This window comes from Microcoleus sp. PH2017_09_SFU_O_A (genome assembly GCF_020738625.1).
In the GTDB taxonomy this organism is placed as follows: Bacteria; Cyanobacteriota; Cyanobacteriia; order Cyanobacteriales; family Microcoleaceae; genus Microcoleus.
On record NZ_JAEQCF010000044.1, the window covers coordinates 1 to 22,194 of the forward strand.

At 45.0% G+C, this 22,194-nt stretch carries 22 protein-coding genes and 1 tRNA gene; 20 read left to right on the plus strand and 3 right to left on the minus strand.

The genetic code is table 11. The features are described from left to right. Window positions 1-307, minus strand: a 307-nt coding sequence (locus JGK16_RS17195) for a helix-turn-helix domain-containing protein (RefSeq protein WP_293191471.1), incomplete at its 3' end; no start/stop codon positions are given. Window positions 308-591: 284 nt separating this feature from the next. On the opposite strand from JGK16_RS17195, the gene JGK16_RS17200 reads away from it, so the two are divergent. The 19 genes from JGK16_RS17200 to urtE all read left to right on the plus strand — a co-directional run bounded on the left by JGK16_RS17200 (window position 592) and on the right by urtE (window position 20,027). After that, the gene (locus tag JGK16_RS17200) at window positions 592-1,266 is read left to right on the plus strand and encodes a HEAT repeat domain-containing protein (protein ID WP_293142775.1); all 675 of its coding nucleotides are present in this window, start codon (window positions 592-594) and stop codon (window positions 1,264-1,266) included. A 236-nt stretch (window positions 1,267-1,502) separates the two neighbouring features. Beyond that, on the plus strand, window positions 1,503-2,102 hold the full coding sequence (locus JGK16_RS17205; RefSeq protein WP_293191473.1) for a hypothetical protein: 600 nt from the start codon (window positions 1,503-1,505) through the stop codon (window positions 2,100-2,102). Window positions 2,103-2,185: 83 nt separating this feature from the next. Further along, the gene (locus JGK16_RS17210) at window positions 2,186-2,440 is read left to right on the plus strand and encodes a hypothetical protein (protein ID WP_293175203.1); all 255 of its coding nucleotides are present in this window, start codon (window positions 2,186-2,188) and stop codon (window positions 2,438-2,440) included. 316 nt (window positions 2,441-2,756) lie between these two features. Further along, window positions 2,757-3,116 carry a metalloregulator ArsR/SmtB family transcription factor gene (locus JGK16_RS17215; protein ID WP_293175201.1) on the plus strand — a complete coding sequence of 120 codons (360 nt, stop codon included), beginning with the start codon at window positions 2,757-2,759 and terminating at the stop codon, window positions 3,114-3,116. Window positions 3,117-3,292: 176 nt separating this feature from the next. Next, window positions 3,293-4,000, plus strand: a complete 708-nt coding sequence (locus JGK16_RS17220) for an MIP/aquaporin family protein (RefSeq protein WP_293175199.1) — start codon at window positions 3,293-3,295, stop codon at window positions 3,998-4,000. A 7-nt stretch (window positions 4,001-4,007) separates the two neighbouring features. Then, window positions 4,008-4,661 (plus strand): arsenical resistance protein ArsH, encoded by a 654-nt coding sequence (gene arsH / locus JGK16_RS17225; RefSeq protein WP_293203300.1) that lies wholly within the window; start codon window positions 4,008-4,010, stop codon window positions 4,659-4,661. A 268-nt stretch (window positions 4,662-4,929) separates the two neighbouring features. Then, window positions 4,930-5,325, plus strand: coding sequence for an arsenate reductase, glutathione/glutaredoxin type (arsC, locus tag JGK16_RS17230; RefSeq protein ID WP_293191475.1), 396 nt, complete (start codon window positions 4,930-4,932; stop codon window positions 5,323-5,325). Window positions 5,326-5,604: 279 nt separating this feature from the next. After that, window positions 5,605-6,591: an arsenosugar biosynthesis radical SAM (seleno)protein ArsS gene (gene arsS, locus JGK16_RS17235; protein ID WP_293175193.1), complete on the plus strand. Its 987-nt coding sequence runs from the start codon at window positions 5,605-5,607 to the stop codon at window positions 6,589-6,591. A gap of 174 nt (window positions 6,592-6,765) precedes the next feature. After that, window positions 6,766-7,491 (plus strand): TVP38/TMEM64 family protein, encoded by a 726-nt coding sequence (locus tag JGK16_RS17240; protein ID WP_293175191.1) that lies wholly within the window; start codon window positions 6,766-6,768, stop codon window positions 7,489-7,491. Window positions 7,492-8,148: 657 nt separating this feature from the next. Continuing rightward, window positions 8,149-10,680, plus strand: coding sequence for an ATP-binding protein (locus JGK16_RS17245; protein WP_293191477.1), 2,532 nt, complete (start codon window positions 8,149-8,151; stop codon window positions 10,678-10,680). A 56-nt stretch (window positions 10,681-10,736) separates the two neighbouring features. Then, a complete protein-coding gene (locus JGK16_RS17250; protein WP_293191479.1) occupies window positions 10,737-11,636 on the plus strand; it encodes a class I SAM-dependent methyltransferase in 900 nt (299 codons plus the stop codon). Window positions 11,637-11,974: 338 nt separating this feature from the next. Beyond that, window positions 11,975-12,694: an HAD family phosphatase gene (locus JGK16_RS17255; protein ID WP_293175185.1), complete on the plus strand. Its 720-nt coding sequence runs from the start codon at window positions 11,975-11,977 to the stop codon at window positions 12,692-12,694. A 129-nt stretch (window positions 12,695-12,823) separates the two neighbouring features. After that, window positions 12,824-12,896 (plus strand) — tRNA-Ala (locus JGK16_RS17260). A 342-nt stretch (window positions 12,897-13,238) separates the two neighbouring features. Further along, window positions 13,239-14,567: an urea ABC transporter substrate-binding protein gene (gene urtA / locus JGK16_RS17265; RefSeq protein ID WP_293175183.1), complete on the plus strand. Its 1,329-nt coding sequence runs from the start codon at window positions 13,239-13,241 to the stop codon at window positions 14,565-14,567. A gap of 256 nt (window positions 14,568-14,823) precedes the next feature. Then, entirely contained in the window at window positions 14,824-15,984 is a 1,161-nt protein-coding gene (locus JGK16_RS17270) for an urea ABC transporter permease subunit UrtB (protein ID WP_293175180.1), read from the plus strand. A gap of 26 nt (window positions 15,985-16,010) precedes the next feature. Next, the gene (gene urtC, locus JGK16_RS17275; RefSeq protein WP_293175178.1) at window positions 16,011-17,153 is read left to right on the plus strand and encodes an urea ABC transporter permease subunit UrtC; all 1,143 of its coding nucleotides are present in this window, start codon (window positions 16,011-16,013) and stop codon (window positions 17,151-17,153) included. Between the two features lie 207 nt (window positions 17,154-17,360). Beyond that, window positions 17,361-18,107: a TIGR00266 family protein gene (locus tag JGK16_RS17280; protein WP_293175176.1), complete on the plus strand. Its 747-nt coding sequence runs from the start codon at window positions 17,361-17,363 to the stop codon at window positions 18,105-18,107. Window positions 18,108-18,511: 404 nt separating this feature from the next. Next, window positions 18,512-19,258 carry an urea ABC transporter ATP-binding protein UrtD gene (gene urtD, locus JGK16_RS17285; RefSeq protein ID WP_293175173.1) on the plus strand — a complete coding sequence of 249 codons (747 nt, stop codon included), beginning with the start codon at window positions 18,512-18,514 and terminating at the stop codon, window positions 19,256-19,258. Window positions 19,259-19,328: 70 nt separating this feature from the next. Then, window positions 19,329-20,027 (plus strand): urea ABC transporter ATP-binding subunit UrtE, encoded by a 699-nt coding sequence (gene urtE, locus JGK16_RS17290; protein WP_293175171.1) that lies wholly within the window; start codon window positions 19,329-19,331, stop codon window positions 20,025-20,027. Between the two features lie 117 nt (window positions 20,028-20,144). On the opposite strand, the gene JGK16_RS17295 is transcribed toward urtE, so the two are convergent. Beyond that, window positions 20,145-20,849, minus strand: a complete 705-nt coding sequence (locus tag JGK16_RS17295; protein ID WP_293175169.1) for a pentapeptide repeat-containing protein — start codon at window positions 20,847-20,849, stop codon at window positions 20,145-20,147. Window positions 20,850-20,997: 148 nt separating this feature from the next. Between JGK16_RS17295 and JGK16_RS17300 the strand changes: the two genes are divergently transcribed. After that, window positions 20,998-21,603 (plus strand): hypothetical protein, encoded by a 606-nt coding sequence (locus JGK16_RS17300; RefSeq protein ID WP_293175167.1) that lies wholly within the window; start codon window positions 20,998-21,000, stop codon window positions 21,601-21,603. A gap of 3 nt (window positions 21,604-21,606) precedes the next feature. Here the strand turns inward: JGK16_RS17300 and JGK16_RS17305 are convergent, their stop codons facing one another. After that, window positions 21,607-22,083 (minus strand): chemotaxis protein CheW, encoded by a 477-nt coding sequence (locus JGK16_RS17305; RefSeq protein WP_293175165.1) that lies wholly within the window; start codon window positions 22,081-22,083, stop codon window positions 21,607-21,609. Between the last annotated feature and the right edge of the window lie 111 nt (window positions 22,084-22,194).

The window sequence follows — 22,194 nt, forward strand, 5'->3', positions numbered from 1 at the left end:
TCTTGAATTTGGGATATCCAGCTTTTTTTGAGAAAAATAAGGAGAAGGAATCACCAAGATTGTCGAAAGCATATTGAGTTATCTTCTGGCAAATTCCCGTCTCTTTAATCCATGTGAACTCAGGTTTTACATGATTGTTAAAGAATTTCTTGAGCAGGTATTTATTGGGCTTCAATCCATCTTGATCAAGGTGGCTCCAAGTAGCCAATCCCCAGTTATAAGTAAACCTCGCTATTCCAGCGTGTTTGCTCATGACTGTTGCCTGACTCTTGTTTAGCTTTAACTTTGTTTTGATGGATAAAAGCATTGTTCGACCTCAACACTGTATTTCTTTGTTCAATTTAGCGAGGCGATCGCATGGTACACCAGGATTTTGTCTATAAGTGTACCACTTTGTCTATTTAATCGCTAGCTAAGGACTAGCTCATTGATTATTTTCATGCAATTTGAGCTTTAGATTAATACTCTCACTAATCCGTAATTTCACTGAGTTCAAATCCTGGGTCGGTTTTTACTCCCTGCTTTTTTCCTGAGACTCCCCTATAATCAAAATAAGCCGAATGTAAAGTTTTACTACAAAATTTACCGATAATGACAACTTTAAGCTTAGAGCAAATTGCAGCCAAGTTAGAAAGCGAAAACTCAGCCGATCGCATGGTGGCTTTGGCTAACTTGCGAAACGTGTCGGCTGAAACGGCTGTACCTTTGATTAAAAAGGTGTTGAACGACGAAAGTTTGCAAGTGCGATCGATGGCTGTGTTTGCTCTGGGAGTCAAACCGACAGCAGAGTGCTATCCCATTCTAGTCAAATTGCTAGAAACTGACCCAGATTACGGGATTCGCGCTGACGCTGCTGGTGCTTTGGGCTATCTGGAAGATATCAGAGCTTTTGAGGCTTTGGTGCGCGCTTTTTACGAAGATACTGAATGGCTGGTGCGCTTTAGTGCGGCGGTTTCTCTGGGAAATCTCAAAGATCCGCGGGCTCGCGACGTGCTGCTGAAAGCTCTCGACTGCGAACAAGTGGTGATCCAGCAGGCGGCGATTTCGGCTTTGGGGGAAATTAAGGCAATTGACGCGATCGATCGCATCCTCAACTTTGCTCAGTCAGAAGATTGGCTGATCCGTCAGAGGCTGGCTGAAGCTTTGGGCAATTTGCCGAGTGTGAAGAGTGTTTCGGCTTTGAAATACTTAGAAAAAGATAAAAATTCTCAAGTAGCTGAGGCCGCAACATTTTCTCTCAATCGCTTAGAGAAAACAGAAGCCTAAAATTTTTTAGAGGCGGGTTCACCAAAAATCTGTAAAAGCAGTAGAATCAGATAAACCCGCCCAGCCCTCTTTGCGATGTTTTAAACAAGTTATTAGACTTGAATTGCCTAAATCTTTGATTGATAGAACAACCGCAGATGCTCTTGGGATAAACACAGATAAACGCAGAGGTTTTTCAAGGCCAGAGAGTGAATGAGGGCGAGAGGTTTTTTGATTGTGTTGGAAGAGGGAGTTAAATGCCGTACAGTCAATTTAGCCTCGAACAAATTAAGAGAAATTTTGGCATAACTTTTACTAGGAGGGTTGGCTTGTTTGCCGACATTCCCGAAATAGAACCCAGCATTTTTTTGCAAGAAACTTTGCAATTTAATCTACCTTTAGCACTAGAAAATAATTCCGATAAAGCTCGCTCCGAGCTAATTGTCGCGCCGATATTAGTTGAAATCAAAAAACGGCTGCCGGAACGGATGAGTTTATTTTCAGGTAGAGAGTTTACTGTAGACCCTGCTAGGGGTTTGAGCGGTTATTGCGATTTTCTAATTAGCCGATCGCCCGAACAGCTAGTCATCGAATCCCCAGTCATCGCTTTGGTTGAAGCAAAAAACGACAACATTCTATCCGGCTTAGGGGAGTGCATGGCAGAAACGATCGCAGCCCAAATATTTAACCAGCGTCAAGAAAATAACATTCAGACAATTTATGGAGTTGTGACAACAGGAAGTATCTGGAAATTCTTTAAGCTAGAAGGAATTGCGATCGAGATTGATACAGACGAATATTTTATTAATAATGTTTCTAAAATCCTCGGTATCTTAATAAATTTTATCGACTGTTGAGTAAAATGAGAATGTATCATGTAAGTTGCGACGGCAAATCGCAAGTTAAAATAGTTGTTTAAATCCTTTAACCATCACTAGCCATGAATCAAGCACCGAATCCTTTTAACTCAAATCCCTCCGATCCGCTAGACCCCTTGGAGCAACAACCTGACGATCGAGGTGAAGAGTTGCCGAGACAGTACCACCCAGCTACTAAAAAAACTCTCCAAAAATTATTTCTGATTCTGATAGTTGTCGGGGTAGTGATTGGTGGGGTTCTATCTGTAGGTGTGATTTCGCTGATGCAAAAAGCCGGATTGACTGATGTGCCGGCGCGGGTACAGAATCCGAAGTAATATCTACTCGGAAGAATCTATCGATGCTAAATTCAGCAGTTTTCAGGGATGAAGCCTGACAAAATATGATGGTTTGTATGGATTTTTTTACAATAGACTTGAATTGTAAAAATACTGAGGACGGGCTAGAAGCCCATCCCACAAACTTTTTTTTCTTGTGGAATGGGCTTCTAGCCCGTCCTAAAATTTGATTGAAAGAACTTTTGCACTTCAGTTCTAATATAGCAACCACGCCCGACAGTGAGGACGTTCTTAATTGCTGAAACCGTTGCTTTTCTTGCTTCTTGCTTCTTGCTTCTTCCTTCGCCTATAATTGATGATTAAAAATTCGACAGCCAAGCCCGATCGCACTCCACAACCGCAGATTTCCGAAAAACTTGTTTCCGCTGGCTTTCACGCTCTTTCTGACCCCCTGCGGATTCAGATTCTGGAGTTGCTGCGGGAACAGGAGTTGTGTGTTTGCGACTTGTGCGATCGGCTTGGTGTCCCTCAGTCTAAACTCTCTTTTCACCTCAAAACCCTAAAAGAAGCCGCTTTAGTTCGCAGCCGCCAAGAAGGCCGCTGGATCTACTACAGCCTCAATCTAGCTCAGTTTCTCGCCCTGGAAGAGTACCTGTCGGACTATCGGCGCTTTAGCCAGATCCTGCCGGCGCGCCCTTGTTCCGATGCGGGTTGACATATCAATATTTCTTGATTAGTAATATCGTGTCCGGTAAAGTAACCGCTATTGGTTCGATCGTTCCGACGAAGAGTCCTGGCTTGATGCGGACTAAAGTCCGAAGGATCGAACCAATAGACTTGACACATCAACTTTTTTTGATATGATGATTTGGAACCAATGAGTTGAGAGCGATGGGTGCAGCAGCAAAGAAGTTAGCTTCGGGCGAAAATCGAGATTGCAGTCGAGAAGCGATCGCGGAATGCCTCGGCACGTTTATTCTAGTTTTTGCAGGCACCGGCGCGGTGATGGTGAACAAAATTAGCGGTGGTGCTGTCACTCATTTGGGCGTTAGTTTTGTATTTGGTGCAGTTGTAGCCGCGATGATTTATGCGATCGGGCATATCAGCGGCGCGCACTTTAACCCAGCCGTAACTTTAGGATTTTGGGCGAGCGGTTTTTTCCCAAAATACAAAGTTTTGCCTTACATTTTGGCGCAGTGTGCGGGGGCGATCGCAGCTTCCACACTGCTACTAATTAGCTTAGGAAAAGTGGGAAATCTCGGTGCAACTATCCCTCTTAACGGTAATTGGTTGCAGTCTCTAATTTTAGAAACAGTTCTGACTTTTATCCTGATGTTTGTGATTCTGGGTTCGGGGCTTGACAGGCGCGCTCATATCGGTTTTGCGGGGATAGCAATTGGCTTGACCGTAGGCTTGGAAGCTGCATTTATGGGGCCAATTACGGGAGCGAGCATGAATCCGGCGCGATCGCTCGGCCCGACCTTAATTGGTGGCATTTGGGAACACCACTGGGTTTACTGGGTTGCTCCAATTTGGGGCGCGCAGTTAGCCGTCGCTGTTTACCGACAAATATCTAACGGATTTCGGGATTTTAATTGAAAGGATTATGGCAAATTTCACGCATAAACCGAGAATTCTGTTTTTATATGGCTCGTTAAGAGAGCGTTCTTACAGCCGCTTGTTGGCGGAAGAATCGGCTCGAATTATTGACGATTTCGGTGCAGAAGTTCGGTTTTTCAATCCTCTAGAATTGCCGATTTATGGCAGCGTTCCCGATACGCATCCGAAGGTTCAAGAATTGCGGGAATTGAGCCTTTGGTCGGAGGGTCAAGTTTGGTCGAGTCCAGAAATGCACGGCAATATTACGGGCATTATCAAAAATCAAATTGACTGGATTCCTTTAAGTATTGGGGCTGTCAGACCGACTCAAGGCAGAACTTTGGCGGTGATGCAGGTTAGCGGCGGTTCTCAGTCTTTTAATGCTGTGAATACTTTGAGGATTTTGGGCCGCTGGATGCGGATGTTTACGATTCCTAATCAGTCTTCGGTGGCTAAGGCTTATCAGGAGTTTCATGATGATGGGACGATGAAGGATTCTCCTTTTCGCGATCGCGCGATCGATGTCATGGAGGAATTGTACAAGTTTACCTTGCTGTTGCGGGAGCACACCGACTATTTGACCGATCGCCACAGCGAACGCAAGGAACAAGCGGCCAAGGAGGCGATCGCAGTTGCAAATCGCGCCCTGGAAGTTAATTAAGGCGATTGAAATCGCGGAGAATCACCCGGCGATTGAAATCGCGGCTACACAGACAAAACCCGCCTTCGCGGGTTGAAGAATCACCCGGCGATTGAAATCGCGGCTACACAGACAAAACCCGCCTCCGCGGGTTAAAGAATCAAGGATTTTTCTTCAGTCCACGGAGGTGGACTTCGCTTGTGTAGCCGCGGTTTCTAACCGCCGGGGCCCTAACTAACAACCAACAACCAATAACTAACAACCAATAACCAACAACCCAAAAAACACCATGAAAAAAGTAATGTTCGTTTGCAAAAGAAACTCCTGTCGATCGCAAATGGCAGAAGGATTCGCTAAAACCATCGGCAAAGACAAAATAGCCGTCACCAGTTCCGGTTTAGAATCAAGCAGAGTTCACCCGACAGCAATTCAAGTCATGTCAGAAATCGGCATTGATATCACCGATCAAACATCTAACGCCTTAAGCGAATTCAACGCCGAAGATTACGATGCAGTAATTTCTCTCTGCGGCTGCGGCGTGAATTTACCTGAAGCGTGGGTATTGCGAGAAGTATTTGAAGATTGGCAACTCGACGACCCCGACGGACAACCAATCGAAACTTTTCACCGCGTTCGAGGTGAAATCAAAGCAAGAGTTGAGAAATTAGTTGAAACCCTCAAATAAGACTTCTCCGAGCTATCTGAGTTGTAGAATTACCCGGCGATTGAAATCGCAACTACAAAAACACTCACGCGCCTGCGCGGGTTGAACAATCAATAATTTCTCTTCAGTCTGCGGAGGCAGACTTTGCTTGTGTAGCCGCGGTTTCTAACCGCCGAGGCTTTGTACCGAATAATTCAAATCTGTCGCTGTCGCTTCCCTTGAATTCATGCTAAATTATCAGAGACGTTCCACCAGAACGCCTCTAAATTCGTTGCGAGCACAGACTAAAAAATTTAGCACATGATTCAGACCGCAATCACGCCTTTCAAAAATAAACTCAACTCAGCTTTAACTAAAAAGCCGATCGCAGTTTTACAAATTAATCTAGGCAAACGCTGCAATCTCGCTTGCAGTCACTGCCACGTAGAAGCTAGCCCAACACGAACCGAAGAACTTTCCCCAGAAATATGCGAACAATTAATTGAAATCATTCGCCGTTTTCCTCAAATTCAAACTGTTGACCTCACGGGCGGTGCTCCCGAGATGCTTTACGGTTTTAAACCGTTGGCGGAAGCTGCAAGGGCCGCAGGTAAAGAGGTTATTGTTCGTTCTAATTTGACGATTTATTTTGAGAAAGGCTTTGAAGATATTCCCGAATACTGCGCGCAACACCAACTCAGAATTGTGGCGTCGCTTCCCTGTTACCAAGCTAATAATGTTGACAAAATGCGCGGCAGCGGTGTTTTTGACAGTTCGATTCGGGCTCTGCAAAAGCTGAATCAGTTGGGCTACGGAAACAACCCAAATTTAATTCTAGATTTGGTGTACAATCCGCAGGTTCCGACAACAGATAAGTTTTCGCTGACGGCGGAACAGGGCAAGTTACAGCAAGATTATCAGGTGTATTTAGCCGAACATTTTGGGATTTGTTTTAATCACTTGTTCGCAATTACTAATTTGCCTGTGGGACGGACTAAGTTTCATTTGGAACACAAAAAACTGCACAAGCCTTATCTGGGGTTTTTGGAAAATAATTTTAATCCTGGTACTCTGGATCATTTAATGTGTCGGAACGAATTGTCGATCGACTATTTGGGCAATGTTTACGACTGCGATTTTAACCAAATGGAAAATCTGCCGGCGAAAACTGGCAGCGGGGAAACTATAACTGTTGCTAAATTGCTGGAATCTGGTAGTTTAGATGTAATTCAAGAGGTGCAAACTGCTGCTTATTGCTACGGCTGTACGGCGGGTAGCGGTTCTAGTTGTGGCGGTACGTTGATTTGAGAAATACAGGACATGGCAGTGCCATTTCCCTACCCTAGAAAATGAAATACAGTAGGGACACGGCACTGCCGTGTCCCTCCCTACACGGCACTGCCGTGTCCCTCCCTACACGGCACTGCCGTGTCCCTACCCTGGAAACGACGATGTATGCAATTTAGACGGGGAGTTTAGGTAATGAATGATTTGCGATCGCCCGATGACAAAAATCCACCATCAAATAAGTGGAAGCTGTTTTTAGGGATTGGTTTAGCTGTGGCTTTGATTGTGGCGGCCAAGTTTTTCAATTTTCAAGGAATTCTGACAAATGCCCTGGAGTCGATCGCCAATCTCGGCCCTTGGGGCCCCGCAGCTTTTATTCTAATTTACATTATAGCAACAGTTTTATTTATCCCCGGTTCCTTGCTGACTCTCGGTTCTGGCGTTTTGTTCGGAGTTGTTGGTGGCACGGTTTGCGTTTCCATCGGATCGGTTTTGGGCGCTACTTGCGCTTTTTTAACAGGTAGATATTTAACTCGCGATTGGGTTTCCAAACAGATAGCAGGTAATCTCAAGTTTCAGGCGATCGACTCCGCCGTTGCTTCAGAAGGATGGAAAATTGTACTCCTGACGCGACTGTCGCCAATTTTTCCGTTTAATTTGCTCAACTATGCTTTTGGAGTCACGCAGGTATCTCTGAGAGACTATTTTTTCGCATCTTGGATCGGCATGATTCCCGGAACCGTGATGTATGTTTATATCGGTTCCCTGGCTGGTAGTTTGGCTGCAATTGGATCGCAAGGGCGATCGCGCACTACTGCTGAGTGGGCTTTGTACGGCATTGGTTTAATAGCAACGATCGCCCTCACCGTTTATGTAACCCGCTTGGCCAAAAAAGCTTTAGACGCAAAAATTTCTCCTTGAAGCCATAGCGCAAATTTGTCAAATTGTCAACAGGGATTTCACCCTACATTATAATACATTGCTAATTTAAAAAACTCCGTATTTTCTCTGTGTTATTTACAAGAATTTTGTTATAAAAACGAGATAGATATTAAAGATATAGCAATTCTCAAGTGATTCAGGTCACAGATTGGCAATTCGTAAGATCACTGACAAGTACCTCACGAAAATTGACAACCACTATATCTTAAATCACTAATATCAAGTAAGCAAAGGGAAAGTCTGAATATCAAGTTGATGCTAAAACCGAATGCTATCGCGCGATCGGAATTTATTTGTCAAGTCAGAAATGTAATGCCATTTCTCTCAAACAACCTCACTTTCAACAGTTGACAGTTGACAGTTGAAAGTTGACAGTTTGAGAGCGACCTCTACCTAGAAGTCAGAGGATTGGAGTAATGAATAGTCTGATTTTCATTTCTCCCGATCGGGGAGAGGCTTTCAACCAATTCTTTCTGGTAAACTCTGTTCTTCATCCCAAGATTAATCAGTCATTTTCAATTGTCTAATCAAAAATCTAAAAACAAAAAGTGGTATAACCCCTGATTGGTATAACCAATGAGGACTCAAACCCTCACTATTTATCTAATATTAATTCTGCCGGATTACGAATAACAAATGCCGTTTGATCTATTAGACTCTCGACGAGAACATTTGATGATGCAAAACCCAGCAAATCAAGCCCGAACTGTGTCTGTGCAGCCACCCCATCAAACAAAAAAGCTGCGCCGCTTGTGGCAAAAAATAAGTAATTCTGCTCAATTGCGGTGGCAGCAAGCGCACAGTCTTTGGCAGCACAGACGGCAGCGCCGCCATTTGCTGACCCTACTAATACTGGGCAGCACGGCTTTAAGCATTAGCACCACTGCTTGCATTAGCTATTTCGTAGTGCGCGGACTAATCCTCGACAATTTAAAGGCAATAGCACTATTAAAATTAGAAAAAGGCAGTGAAGAAATCGATAAGTGGCTCAGCAGTCGCAAAGCAGAAATAGAAACCATTGCTTACTCTCCTACTGTTCGCACTCTCGATTGGAAATTAGTTGAACCAATTTTGCAAGGAGAAACCTACAGGTTAAAAGAGTATTTCTTATTGTCATTAGTTCAAGCCGATGGATCGGTGCAGAACACTTTAGGCACTAACACCAACACCAAAGACCGCCAACACTTTCAAAAGGCGATGAACGGAAATGTCAACGTTTCCGACCCGCTGATCGGACGCAGCAGCAAGCTTTCAGCAATCATTATTGCAGCTCCACTTTGGGCATTGCCCCCCAATCCCAACAAAGTAATTGGAGTTCTTGCAGGCAGCATTAAAGTAGACCGAGTAGCCTCTGTAGCTAACAGCTTGCAATACGGTTCTGACAGCTATGCTTTTGTGCTTAATTCAGCAGGAGTGCCAATTATTCATCCCAACAATAAATTAATCGGAACTATCGACCTGCCAGCCCCAACTTTTTTAAAATCACAAGACCCAGGATTAGCAGCAATTGCGCGCAATATGACCAGCCATCAGACGAATATCGAACTGGTAAAAATAGATGACAAATGGGTGTATGTAGCCTATGCTTCCCTCAGCGAAGTTAACTGGTCAATGGCTCTAGTAATTCCCCGCGAAAATATTGAATCCCAACTCCAAGCATTAAATTTGCTGACATCCGTCGTCGGCGGACTGCTCGTCCCGGCAATGCTAGCAGCAATTTGGCTAATTTACTCCTCCGAAAACAATCGCGTTCAAGCGGAGCGAGAAGCCATGCTAAACCGCATTGCCGGACGCATTCAAGATTCCCTAGAATTAGACAAAATTGTGCAAAGCACCGTGGAAGAAATAGTGAATTTGCTGCACCTAGAACGGGCGGCTTTTGGTTGGCACGAACCGCAAAATAAAACCTTACAAATTTTGTGGGAATCATGCGAATTTGAGTGTCCCAAAGAAGCGATCGAGTTCGACCCTTACTTTTCGGAAAATTCGTCACTCCGCAGCGATAAATGCGAGCTAATTATTCTGTCGAATGACACTGGGAGCCAGAGTGCAAGTCAACCGATCGAACTTAAAGCTAATAGCTATTTAGCCGTCCATGTCGAGACTAAAAACGAGCGACAGGGTTATTTAATTTGCAGTCATGCTACCCATTGGTTTTGGAGCGGGGAGGAGATCCAATTGTTAAAAGCTGTGGCAGACCAACTGGCAATTGCCATAAATCAATCTCACCTTTACAGTCAAACCCAAGACCAAGTAAAACTGCTCAATAGTGCCTTAGATGAACTCAAAAAAACACAAACTCATTTAGTGCAGAGCGAGAAAATGTCATCCCTGGGTCAAATGGTGGCCGGGATAGCTCACGAAATCAACAACCCGGTTAACTTCATTTCGGCTAATTTGCCTCACACCACCAAATATACTAAAGATTTGTTAGATTTGGTGAGTTTATACAAAAAAACCTTCCCAGAAGTGACTCCGGAAATCGAAGAGTTTGCCGAAGCAATTGAGTTGGAATTTATCGAGGAAGATTTGCCGCATATGTTGAATTCTATGAAAATAGGAACCGAACGCATTCGCACCATAGTTCTTTCTTTGCGAAACTTTTCTCGCCTCGATGAATCTGACAAAAAACTGGCGGACATTCACGAAGGTATCGAAAATACCTTGCTGCTGCTCTCCAACCGGATCAAGAATGGGATTTATATAGTCAAGAGATACGGAAAAGTGCCTTCAGTCGAGTGCTATCCCTCTCAGCTAAATCAGGTGTTTATGAACTTGCTGAGCAATGCGATGGATGCTTTGAAGGAGATCGATCGCCTGGATAAAATCATTACTATTTCTACGGGAGTAGTTCGACAAAATGGCGGTAAGTTTCTGAAGGTGACGATTGCCGACAACGGCCCTGGCATTCCCGAAAGCATTCAAGACCAAATTTTTAACCCATTTTTTACTACAAAACCAGTCGGGCAAGGTACTGGTTTGGGATTAGCAATTAGCTACAAAATTGTAGTAGACGGACACGGCGGCAGTATCAAGATTGCTCAGCCTAAGGGCGGGGGGACGGAGTTTTTGATAAAAATTCCGATCGCGGAGGGGTATCAAGAGGCAAGCAGGAAGAGGGAAGGAACGCCACGGATGAGTGCAACGCAGGTAAAGGAGCTTTCATGAATGCTAAATTGGCTGGCTTTGGCTAAAATTAAAAGAGTTGTTGTGCAAGGAGTTTTATGGCTGTTGGCAAGGATACAATTTTTGAGCGCTTTTTGTCGCCCCTGATACGACTGGCGATCGACGAACAAGCACTGAAACGACTCTACGAAGGTATCGACTGGGAAACAGCGGGCGATCGCCACCGACAACCAGACCTAGTTTATCCCGAATATTACAGCAGCCAAAACTTTCACGGCATCGAAGGCGGCTACCTCAACCCCAGTGCAGCGGTTTCCTACGATCCAATTACGCAATACGTTTTGCCTCCCCACGAAACAGTCGTCAGACAAGGCTTAATAGACGGTGTGCGGGTGAAGCCCCGCCGAATCATCGATTTGGGATGCGGCACTGGCTCAACCACGCTGATGCTCAAACAAGCCTTTCCCGAAGCCGAAGTTGTCGGCCTGGATTTGTCGCCATATATGCTGGTAGTCGCCGAAATGAAATCGCAAAAAGCCGGCTTAAATATCGAGTGGTTGCACGGAAATGCCGAAAGCGTTGCTTTTGCTGACGGCAGCTTTGATTTAGTTGCAACTTCCTTGCTGTTTCACGAGACGCCACCTGCGGTATCGCGGGCAATTTTGCGAGAAAGTTTCCGATTGCTGAAGGTTGGGGGACAAGTGGCAATTTTGGACGGAAACCAAAAAACTTTGCGGCAGACAGAGTGGCTGACTGATATCTTTGAAGAGCCTTATATTAAGTCTTATGCAACTGGTAGTATTGATGCTTGGGCGGGGGCTGCTGGATTCGCGGCGGTGCAAACTCAGGATCACTGGTGGGTGCATCAGGTAACGCAGGGTGTGAAACCTCTTCCTGGGGAAGATTTGGAACCGGTGCGGGCGGCGAAGGTGTGGAATCCGATCGATTTGGTTCCTGATTTGGATGGCGATTTACCGGGAATTCCAGCTTACAGTTGACAGTTGACAGTTGACAGTTGACAGTTGACAGTTGACAATTGACAGTTGACAGTTGACAGTTGACAGTTGACAGTTGACAGTTGACAGTTGACAACAGCTAACAGCTAACAGTTGAGAGTTGCTATTCAATAACGAATAACCAATAACGAATAACCAATAACCAATAACCAATAACCAATAACGAATAACGAATAACCAATAACGAATAACCAATAACGAATAACGAATAACCAATAACGAATAACCAATAACGAATAACGAATAACGAATAACGAATAACGAATAACCAATAACCAATAACCAATGACTAATAACCAATAACCAATAACCAATGACTAATGACTCTAAAAGCAGTTTTATTTGATTTTAATGGCGTTATTATTAATGACGAGTCGATTCACGAGAAAATAATCGATCGACTGATGCTAGATGAAAATCTCCAACTCAAACGTGGGGAGTTTCGGGAAGTGTGCTTGGGAAGGAGCGATCGCACTTGTATTACCGAACTGCTGAAGCGCCGGGGACGATATCTGACAGAAACATACCTCGATCGCTTGCTGCTACGCAAGGCCCAAGCTTATCAGGAAACAATCAATAGTTTGGAAAAATTGCCCATTTATTCGGATGTGGCAGAATTTATTGACAAAATTCGGGTTTCCGGACTAAAAATGGCGGTAGTTAGCGCGGCAATGCGATCGGATATAGAATTGGTGTTAGATCGATCGGGTTTGGCTGCAAACTTTGAATTAATTGTCGCAGGCGACGACTTGATGGCGAGCAAACCAGCACCCGACGGCTATCTGTTGGCGGTGGAACTTCTCAACCAGAAATATCCCGGATTTAACTTGCAAGCGATCGAGTGTTTGGCATTAGAAGATACCTTTGCAGGGATAGAAGCGGCGAAAAAAGCGGGGATTCAGGTAGCGGGGGTGACTCACACTTACCCGTTTCACATGATCCAGCGCCAAGCTAATTGGACGGTGGACTATTTTGCTGATTTAGAGTTGGACAGAGTAGCCCAACTTTGCTCGATCGCCCCGACTCCACCAGCAGCATAAAACACTTGACGTTTTTAGCAGTTACGTGCTAACGTAGTTGACTGTCTGCCAAATTCAATACAAATGCGACCTGTAAGCCTTTGAGATTTGGCAATCGGGCATCTAAAATGTTAAATTAAAAGTCAATCAGGGGAATTAGCTCAGTTGGTAGAGCGCTGCGATCGCACCGCAGAGGCCAGCGGTTCGAGTCCGCTATTCTCCATAAAATCAGGGATATTTCTACAAATTTTGGGCGGGTGAGGTGGTTTGAGATTGGCTTGCGTGCGATCGAGCAATTTCTGCCTAACTCCCAACATTCATCAGGTATCGCTATAAAAAAAGCGGGTTTCTAATTTCAGACTGATTCCGGAAAAGACGTATTTGGGTTGACAAACGGGTTTCTGTCGCAGTTACTCTCAATCCCCACCAAACCTTCAATTTGTCAATAACAATAAGTTTTGTATCTAAAGGTACAACATTCTTCTAAAGCGAGTCTTAATATCAAGTCGCTATGTGTTATTATTCTCAATCATCTGACAGAGCTATTCAGGAGTAACTAGAAAAAATGACAAAGCGATTCGATCGGCGGAAATTTCTCTTATACAGTTCTGCTACCCTCACATCAAGTTTATTTCTAAAAGCTTGTAGAACTCCCACTCCAACCGCAACCCCAGCCGCTTCTCCAACAGCAGCAGGAACTACACCAGCAGCACCAGCAGCCAGCAGTGGGAACACGATCAAAGTAGGAATTTTGCATTCCTTGAGCGGCACAATGTCAATCAGCGAAAAAAGCGTTGTGGAGGCTGAACAATTAGCGATAGAAGAAATCAATAAAGCTGGCGGCGTCCTCGGAAAACAAATCCAAGCAATAGTAGAAGACGGCAACTCAGACTGGCCGACTTTTGCCGAAAAAGCCAAAAAATTGATCGATCAAGACAAAGTTGTCACCGTCTTTGGCTGCTGGACATCCGCCAGCCGCAAAGCAGTGTTACCAGTATTTGAAGAAAAAAATCATATGCTCTGGTATCCCGTACAATACGAGGGTCAAGAGTGCTCCAAGAATATCTTTTATACCGGGGCTGCGCCGAACCAGCAAATCGAACCAGCAGTAGACTGGCTGCTAGCAAATAAAGGCAAAAAATTCTTCTTAGTCGGGTCGGACTACGTTTTCCCCCGCACCGCAAACACTATTATCAAAGCACAGCTAGCAGCCAAAGGTGGCGAATTAGTTGGGGAAGATTACATACCTTTGGGCGGTACAGAAGTCACGCCAATTATTACTAAAATCAAGGCAGCTTTACCCGAAGGTGGTGTCATTTTCAATTCCCTCAACGGCGACAGCAACGTCGCATTTTTCAAACAGTTGCAGGGCGCAGGTTTGACCCCGGACAAATATCCGTCAATGTCAGTCAGTATAGCAGAAGAAGAAGTAAAGGCGATCGGCGTAGAATATCTCAAAGGCCATTACGCCGCCTGGAATTACTTCATGACTGTGGAATCTCCGGCAAATAAAAAATTTGTGGAAGCTTTCAAGGCAAAATACGGCAAAGACAGAGTGACTAACGACCCGATGGAAGCAGCTTACATCATGGTTTACCTGTGGAAGCAAGCCGTCGAAAAAGCAGGAACACCAGACGATTTGGAAAAAGTGCGGGCAGCAGCTTTGGGTCAAACTTTTGACGCCCCGGGTGGCAAAGTAACCCTGGAAGTTAACCATCACCTTTCTAAATTTGTGCGGTTGGGCGAAGTGAGAGAAGATGGTTTGTTTAACATCACTTTTGCTACGCCAGAAGCCGTGAAGCCGATTCCTTGGAATCAGTTTGTCGCTGAAACAAAAGGTTTTTCTTGCGATTGGTCTGACCCCGCAAAAGGCGGCAAATTCAAGGCACCATAAGTAGCCAAGACCAATTTTATTTAATGTTGGCAACAGATATTCGATCCCCCCTAACCCCCCTGGTGGGAGGGGGGACAATATCTTGATTTCAAAGTCAACCCCTACTCCCCTTATTAATTAAGGGGGATTTAGGGGGATCGAGACTTGGCTACCAGCGCTATTATACAGATGGTTTTAGTTCTAAGTTGAGACGCATGAAATAAAACCTACCTCTACAAAAAATATTTATTGTATGTAAAAAAGTAAGAGGAAAAAAATGGCGATCGACTTATTGGACGGTTTATTTAATGGCATTAGCATCGGCGCTGTTTTGCTAATTGCAGCCCTGGGATTAGCGATTATTTTTGGGCTGATGGGCGTAATTAATATGGCTCACGGCGAGTTGATGATGTTGGGGGCTTATACAACTTTTGTAGTGCAGAATTTCTTCAAAGGTATCGGAGGATTTGCCTTTGAAACTTATATTTTATTTGCCATTCCCCTCGCTTTTTTAGTGGCGGCATTAGTAGGATTAATTCTCGAACGGGGAGTGATTCGTCATCTCTACGGGCGGCCGCTAGAAACTCTGCTGGCGACGTGGGGCGTAAGTTTGATTTTGCAGCAGTTTGTTCGCAGCGTCAGTTGGGGGCTGGTAACGGGAATTGCGGTGTTTTGTTTGCTGTTTTTTGGCGGCTTGCAGGTGCTGAAACGGCGCCCCGATTTCGATCGCACTCGCAGCACATTTATCGCCATAATTTTGCCTCTGTCTCTCGGTATTTCCTGGGCAGTGAGCGCATTTTTAGGGGAAACTTACAAACTGGCAGTAACTCAACCTTGGTTTGGCGCTCAAAACGTTGATGTGACTGCGCCTGCATGGCTGCGCGGCGGCATCCCGCTGGGAACTTTTCAGTTACCCTACGCCCGACTTTTTATTATTGCGCTGACAGGCATTTGTTTGGCAGGAATTTACCTATTTTTGCAAAAGTCTGTGTGGGGATTGCGGATTCGCGCTGTGACGCAAAATCGCAGCATGAGCGCTTGTTTGGGAATACCTACCGAACAAGTAGATGCGCTGACTTTTGCTTTGGGTTCGGGATTGGCTGGTGTCGCTGGGTGCGCGATTAGTTTGATTGGTTCTGTAGGGTCAAATACCGGACAAAATTATATAGTCGATACCTTTATGGTGGTGGTTGTGGGCGGTGTGGGCAAGATTATGGGGAGTGTAGTTGCTGCAATGGCGATCGGCACTGCAAATTATCTCATCGGATCGGGAACACTTGCATTAATGTTTGCTCCTGTCAAGCCTTTAGCTGATTTTTTCACATTTTTCGCCACCACCAGCATGGCAAAAGTCATGGTATTCGCCTTAATTATGGCTTTTCTGCAAGTGAAGCCGGGCGGAATTTTTCCGCAAAAAGGACGGACTGTTGAGAATTAAAAACTACAGCTTTGAGCGGCAAAAAAATGAAGAATACAGAAAAAAAGGCTCTGTTTAAAGAAGCAGCAATTGTAGGGGCGATCGCCATAATTGCGATCGCGATCGTCCCAGGAATACTTGCTGACGCTCGTCTCAACCAATTGGGACGATTTTTAGCACTAGCGATTGTAGCTCTCGGTATAGACTTAATTTGGGGATATACAGGTTTGCTCAGTCTGGGACATGGCGTATTTTTTGCGATCGGTGGCTACGCCTTCGCCATGCACCTAAAACTGCAAATTCCCCCAACCGCCAGCAGTCAATTACCCGAATTCATGAACCTCTACGGCGTCACCGAACTGCCCTGGTTTTGGCAACCATTCTATTCATTTCCCTTCTCAGTCATCGCCCTATTCCTCATCCCCGCCATCTTGGGCGGACTTTTAGGTTACTTAGTATTCCGCAATCGCATTCGAGGCGTTTACTTTTCAATTCTCACCCAAGCAGCCACAATTGTATTTTTCAACTTCTTTAACGGCCAGCAAAAACTGATTAACGGCACCAACGGACTCACCGACTTTAAAACCCTATTCGGAGCCACAGTAAACGGCAGAGATACTCAATATATTTTCTACATTCTCACCGTACTATTTCTAGCAGCAACTTACGCCCTCTGCCGCTGGCTGACAAGCGGGCGTTTCGGGCGCTTGCTACTAGCAATTCGCGACGACGAAGTGCGCCTGCGTTTCTCCGGCTACAATCCCACAGGATACAAAGTTTTAGTATTTGCAATTTCCGCCGGCTTAGCCGGGATTGCAGGCGCTTTATTCACCGTACAAACGGGAATTATTTCGCCAAAGGCAATGGATATAGCATTTTCCATCGAAATGGTAATTTGGGTAGCAGTCGGAGGTCGCGCCACATTATCAGGAGCAATATTGGGAGCGCTGCTAGTCAACTTTGGCAAAAGTTTCTTGAGCGAACAATTCCCCGAAGTATGGCTGTTTTTCCAAGGCGCGCTATTTTTAATAGTAGTCACAGTCTTGCCAGACGGCTTAGTCGGATGGGTGCAATATCAAGATTTTGAGCCAATTCGTCGCTTGTTCAGAAAACCCAAGTACGTATCTACTTACCCTAGCCTGGAACAAGACCCCGAAATACAGCACGAAAAAGAAGAACTTGAACATTGATTGCAAAAATATCGTGTATATATAAGTAGGCGGACATAAATAAATGTCACCCGGAAGAGAGAAACGAAGCAATCGCCATAGACTTGACACCAGCTTTCCTGCGGCTCGCTTCGCTAACATGACTCGCTCCCCAGATGCAATATATATGTCCACCTACTTAGATATCAGTAGCAAGCAGCTTCGTTTTTTTAACTTGAGGGGAAACGTATGGCAGATATTATTGACTACAAAATCTACGGCGACGATTTGCAACTCATCGAGATTGAACTCGACCCCAAAGAAGGCGTGAGGGCTGAAGCTGGAACCATGACATACATGGAAGGCGACATCCAAATGCAAACATCCACAGGTGGTGGCCTATTTCAAGGTTTCAAGCGGATGCTGACAGGAGCGGGTTTTTTCATTACCACCTTTGTCAACGCCGGAAATCGCAAAGCCCGCGTCGCTTTTGCCGCACCCTATCCGGGTAAAGTAATTCCCCTCGATTTAGGCAAACTTGGCGGTAAATTTTTGTGTCAAAAAGACTCATTTCTCTGTGCCGCCAACGGGATTGAAATTGAGGTAGCTTTCACCAAGCGGCTGGGTGCCGGTTTCTTTGGCGGAGAAGGCTTTATTCTGCAAAAATTACAGGGTAACGGGTTAGCTTTTGTTCATGCGGGAGGAACAATCGTTGAGAAAAATTTGGGAGTTGGCGAAGTGTTGCGGGCGGACACTGGTTGTTTGGTAGCTTTTGCGCCGACGGTAGATTACGATATTCAGTTTGTGGGCGGCTTTAAAAATGCTTTATTTGGTGGCGAAGGCTTGTTTTTAGTCAAGCTAACCGGGCCGGGTAAAGTGTATTTGCAAAGTCTGCCACTCTCGAAGTTGGCTGAGCGGATTATGGCTGCAACTCCAGCTCCAGTAACGAGCACTTCTAACAGTATTTCGTTTGACTTTATGAGCAATCGCGGCTAGTGCTAATGTAGCCCATGTAGGGTGCGTCAGCCCGCAGATTTTTCGGTTTTTCCAGAGACTTTTTACTGACGCACCCTACAACTAAAATTCAGGACAAGTAGTTAAGCAAGGTGCGTCAGCCGGCAGATTTTTCGGCTTTCTCAGAGACGGTTTACTGACGCACCCTACAACTAAAATTCAGGACAAGCAGCAGTTATGTAGGGTGCGTCAGCCCGCAGATTTTTCGGCTAGCTCAAAGACTATAGGCTGACGCACCTTCCAAAGACAATTCAGGACAAGCAGTTATGTAAGGTGCGTCAGCCAGCAGATTTTTCGGCTTTCTCAGAGACGGTTGACTGACGCACCCTACAACTACAATTAAGGAAAATCAAGAAAAATCAGTTGTATATTGCGGAATTAAAGTTATGAAGGGAAAAGTATTAGAGATAGAAAATTTGACTGTTAGTTTTGATGGTTTCAAAGCCATCAACGGTTTAAATTTCAGCATGGATGCGGGGGAACTGCGAGTTATCATTGGCCCTAACGGTGCGGGGAAAACAACTTTTCTCGATTCGATTACGGGGAAGGTGCAGCCGACGGAAGGGCGAGTGATATTTAAGGGCAAAAATTTGCGCCAATTGTCCGAATATCAGATTGCGCGTCTGGGTATTGGCCGCAAGTTTCAAACGCCGCGAGTTTACTTGAATTTAACGCCGCGCGAAAATTTGGAGCTATCTTGCAACGGCAATAAAAATGTATTTCCAACTCTGTTTAAGCCTGCTCCTGCTGCTGAAAAGCGCACGGTGGCGGGTTTGTTAGAAACTATTGGTTTGGTTGCTAAGGCTGATGTTTTGGCTGGTTTGCTTTCTCACGGGGAAAAGCAGTGGTTGGAAATTGGGATGTTGGTGGCGCAATCTCCTGATTTGTTGTTGGTGGATGAGCCTGTGGCGGGTTTGACTGATGAGGAAACTGTGTTAACTGGAGAGTTGCTGATTTCGCTGGCCGAAAGTCATTCGGTGTTGGTAATTGAACATGATATGGAGTTTGTGCGGCAAATTGCGCGGCAGGTGACGGTGTTGCATCAGGGTGCTGTTTTGTGCGAGGGAACGATGGATGAGGTGCAAAATGACGATCGGGTAATTGAGGTATATTTGGGAAAACCAGAAGAGTGAAGAAGTTCGGCAACGGATTGTGTAACGGATGTAACGGATTACCGATTACTAATTACTAATTATCAAACATATGCTGCAAGTTTCTGATTTGAATGTTTACTATGGCGAAAGTCACATTTTGCGCGGTGTCGATTTAAGTGTTAATGCGGGGCAAATGGTTTGCTTGATCGGCCGCAATGGTGTTGGCAAAACTACTATGCTAAAAACCCTAATGGGCTTGCTGCAACCTCGCAGCGGCACAATTAATTTTGGCGGACAATCTATTGTCTCTAAGTTGACTCACCAGCGGGCTAAATTGGGGATTGGTTATGTGCCTCAAGGGCGCGAAATTATTCCACGATTGACTGTGAAAGAAAATCTGTTGTTAGGTTTGGAAGCGAAACCAACTATGACAAAAAATCCTGAAGTTCCTGATGAGATTTTTGAGTTATTTCCGGTTTTGAAGACTATGCTCGATCGCATGGGGGGCGATTTGAGCGGGGGACAGCAGCAGCAGTTAGCGATCGCTAGGGCTTTGATGGGTGAGCCGAAGTTGCTGGTTTTGGATGAACCGACGGAGGGAATTCAGCCGTCGATTATTTTAGACATTGAAGCTGCTGTGCGCCGGGTAGTTGCGACTAGGGGAATTTCGGTTTTGTTGGTGGAGCAACATTTGCATTTTGTGCGGCAAGCTGATTGGTATTATGCTATGCAGAAAGGCGGGATTGTGGCTTCTGGAAGCACTAGCGAGTTGAGTGATGAGGTGGTTCAGAGGTTTTTGGCTGTTTGATTTATATTTTTGGACTTATCAATACCAAAGAAACCGGGTTTTTTATGCGATTAAGGGTTTTGATGCAGTAGCTTCGTAAAAAAAACCCGGTTTCTGCCTCTAGGAAAGATTTTGTGATTAATTTTTTCGGCCGTCTGGCATGGTTGTGCCGGCCATGCTGGCTCGATCGATACTAGCGCCATCTATATTAGCATTCCGGAGGTTCGCATTTGACAGATTTGCGTCTCTGAGGTCGCAAAATCGCAAGTCTGCACCGTCTAAATTGGTTCCTGTCAAGTTGGCTTTTCGGAGGTTGGTGTTGCTGATTCTCGCTCCGATTAACTGGGCTCCGCTTAAGTCTGTGCGAGCCATATTGGTGTTGACAAAATCTGAGATCTCGAAGGTACTACCGCTGAGGCTGGCGTCTGATAAATCTGCTCCTGTGACGATCGCATTTTTTAAGCGTATGTTAACTAATTTTATAGCTCGGAGGTCGCAACGGACGCAGCTTTGGGTTAGCAACAGCGTTTCGACGTTGGCGTTGATTTGGTCAATTTGTTGCTGGGAGAACCTTTCGGCAAATTCTGGGGAGACGTAACCGAGCTTTTTGGGATCTTCTGCTTTTGGTTGGGGTGTTGGTGTTTGGGGTGTTGGTGTTTGGGGTGTTGGTGGTTGAGTTGTCGGTGGTTGGGGTATTTGTGGTTGGATGATTGGTGGTTGAGGTGTTGGTGTTTGGGGCGTTGGTGTTTGCCCGATCGCCCTTAGTTGCAGCCCCACCTTCGGATATTCTAGAGTGGCGGCAGAAATTAGCAGGGCGATCGACAGTATTGTGATTTTTTTCATAAATAAATAACTTCTTGCTTGCAAGAATACCATTTACAGCAAATTCTCTGTAAAGATGGTACACTCAATCGAGTATATTAAGCCAAAAATAAAACATTCCTGATTTCAGTCAAAAGTGTTACGGTATGCGATCGCAAATAATTAACCTATGCCTTACAGTAAATTTACTCTCAGCAAAGCTGTAGAGGATTTCAATCTTACGATCGTTGAAGGCGCGCGTTTCTTCCCCGAAATTGCGCCAGTCACTCCTAGTCTTTTGCTTCAGGATACTCTTAAAGAAACGATTCCATGGGCGATCGCAGTCAGCAGTGAAAAAGCTCGATCTGAGGGGATTATCAATCCTGTGTTGCTGGAAGTCAAACGGCAGCTTCAAGGGCAGATTAGCGTTTTTTCCGGCGAAGAATTCAATGTAGAACCGGAGGCTGAACTCACAGGCTATGTGGACTTTCTCCTAAGTCGTTCCCCGGAACAACTATTTATTAAAGCCCCTGCGGTTGTCTTAGTGGAAGCCAAGAAAGAAGACCTTAAACCAGGTTTGGGGCAATGCCTTGCAGAAATGGTTGCCGCTCAACGTTTTAACCAACAAAAGCAACAGCCGATATCGACTATTTACGGAACCGTAACTAGCGGTACAGTTTGGCGGTTTCTTAAACTAGAAGAGCAATGCGTATCTATCGATCTTACTGATTATTCTCTGCTTCCGGTTGAGCAAATATTGGGCTTCCTCGTTTGGATGATGACTGAAAATTGCTAGATATTAGGTTGGGCTAAATAGAGCCAAATTCAGATAAAAAACTTCGGAACCGTCAGGGGCGCGAATCAACTTTTCTATTACCGCAGGTAGTTGCTGTTGGCGGTACAACTCTGGAATTTCGCAGAAACTTTCTTCGGCAATTTCCAAAATCTTCGGCATCTCAGGAATGGGAATTCCCAAGCGATCGCTTTTATTTAAGCTGCAAACAATCAGGTAGTTGCAGTCAGCAATACTCCGACTGCTAGGAAATATTTTAGATAAATTAATCAGGGTAATTAGTTCTTCTTGGTGCCGAACTAAACTTTGACCGCTATCTAAAAAACCGTAGGGATTAAAGTCTTTGACAACACGCTGCACTTTTTCTATAGGAACCGCATAATTAACGTTTCCCAGTTCAAAGGACACAAGTTTTCGAGGAGGAGTTCTGACAGCGCCTTGTTTCTTGCTGCGAAAGCGGCGATTGTAATTCGTGTGAGTCATGCGATTTTTGATTTTTGATTGGGAATCTATTCGTTACCAGGCACTGCTGGGAAATAGTATTTTTTTCTAGGTATGTAGTTGCGCTTCAGCGCTCTTTGTATATATATGAAA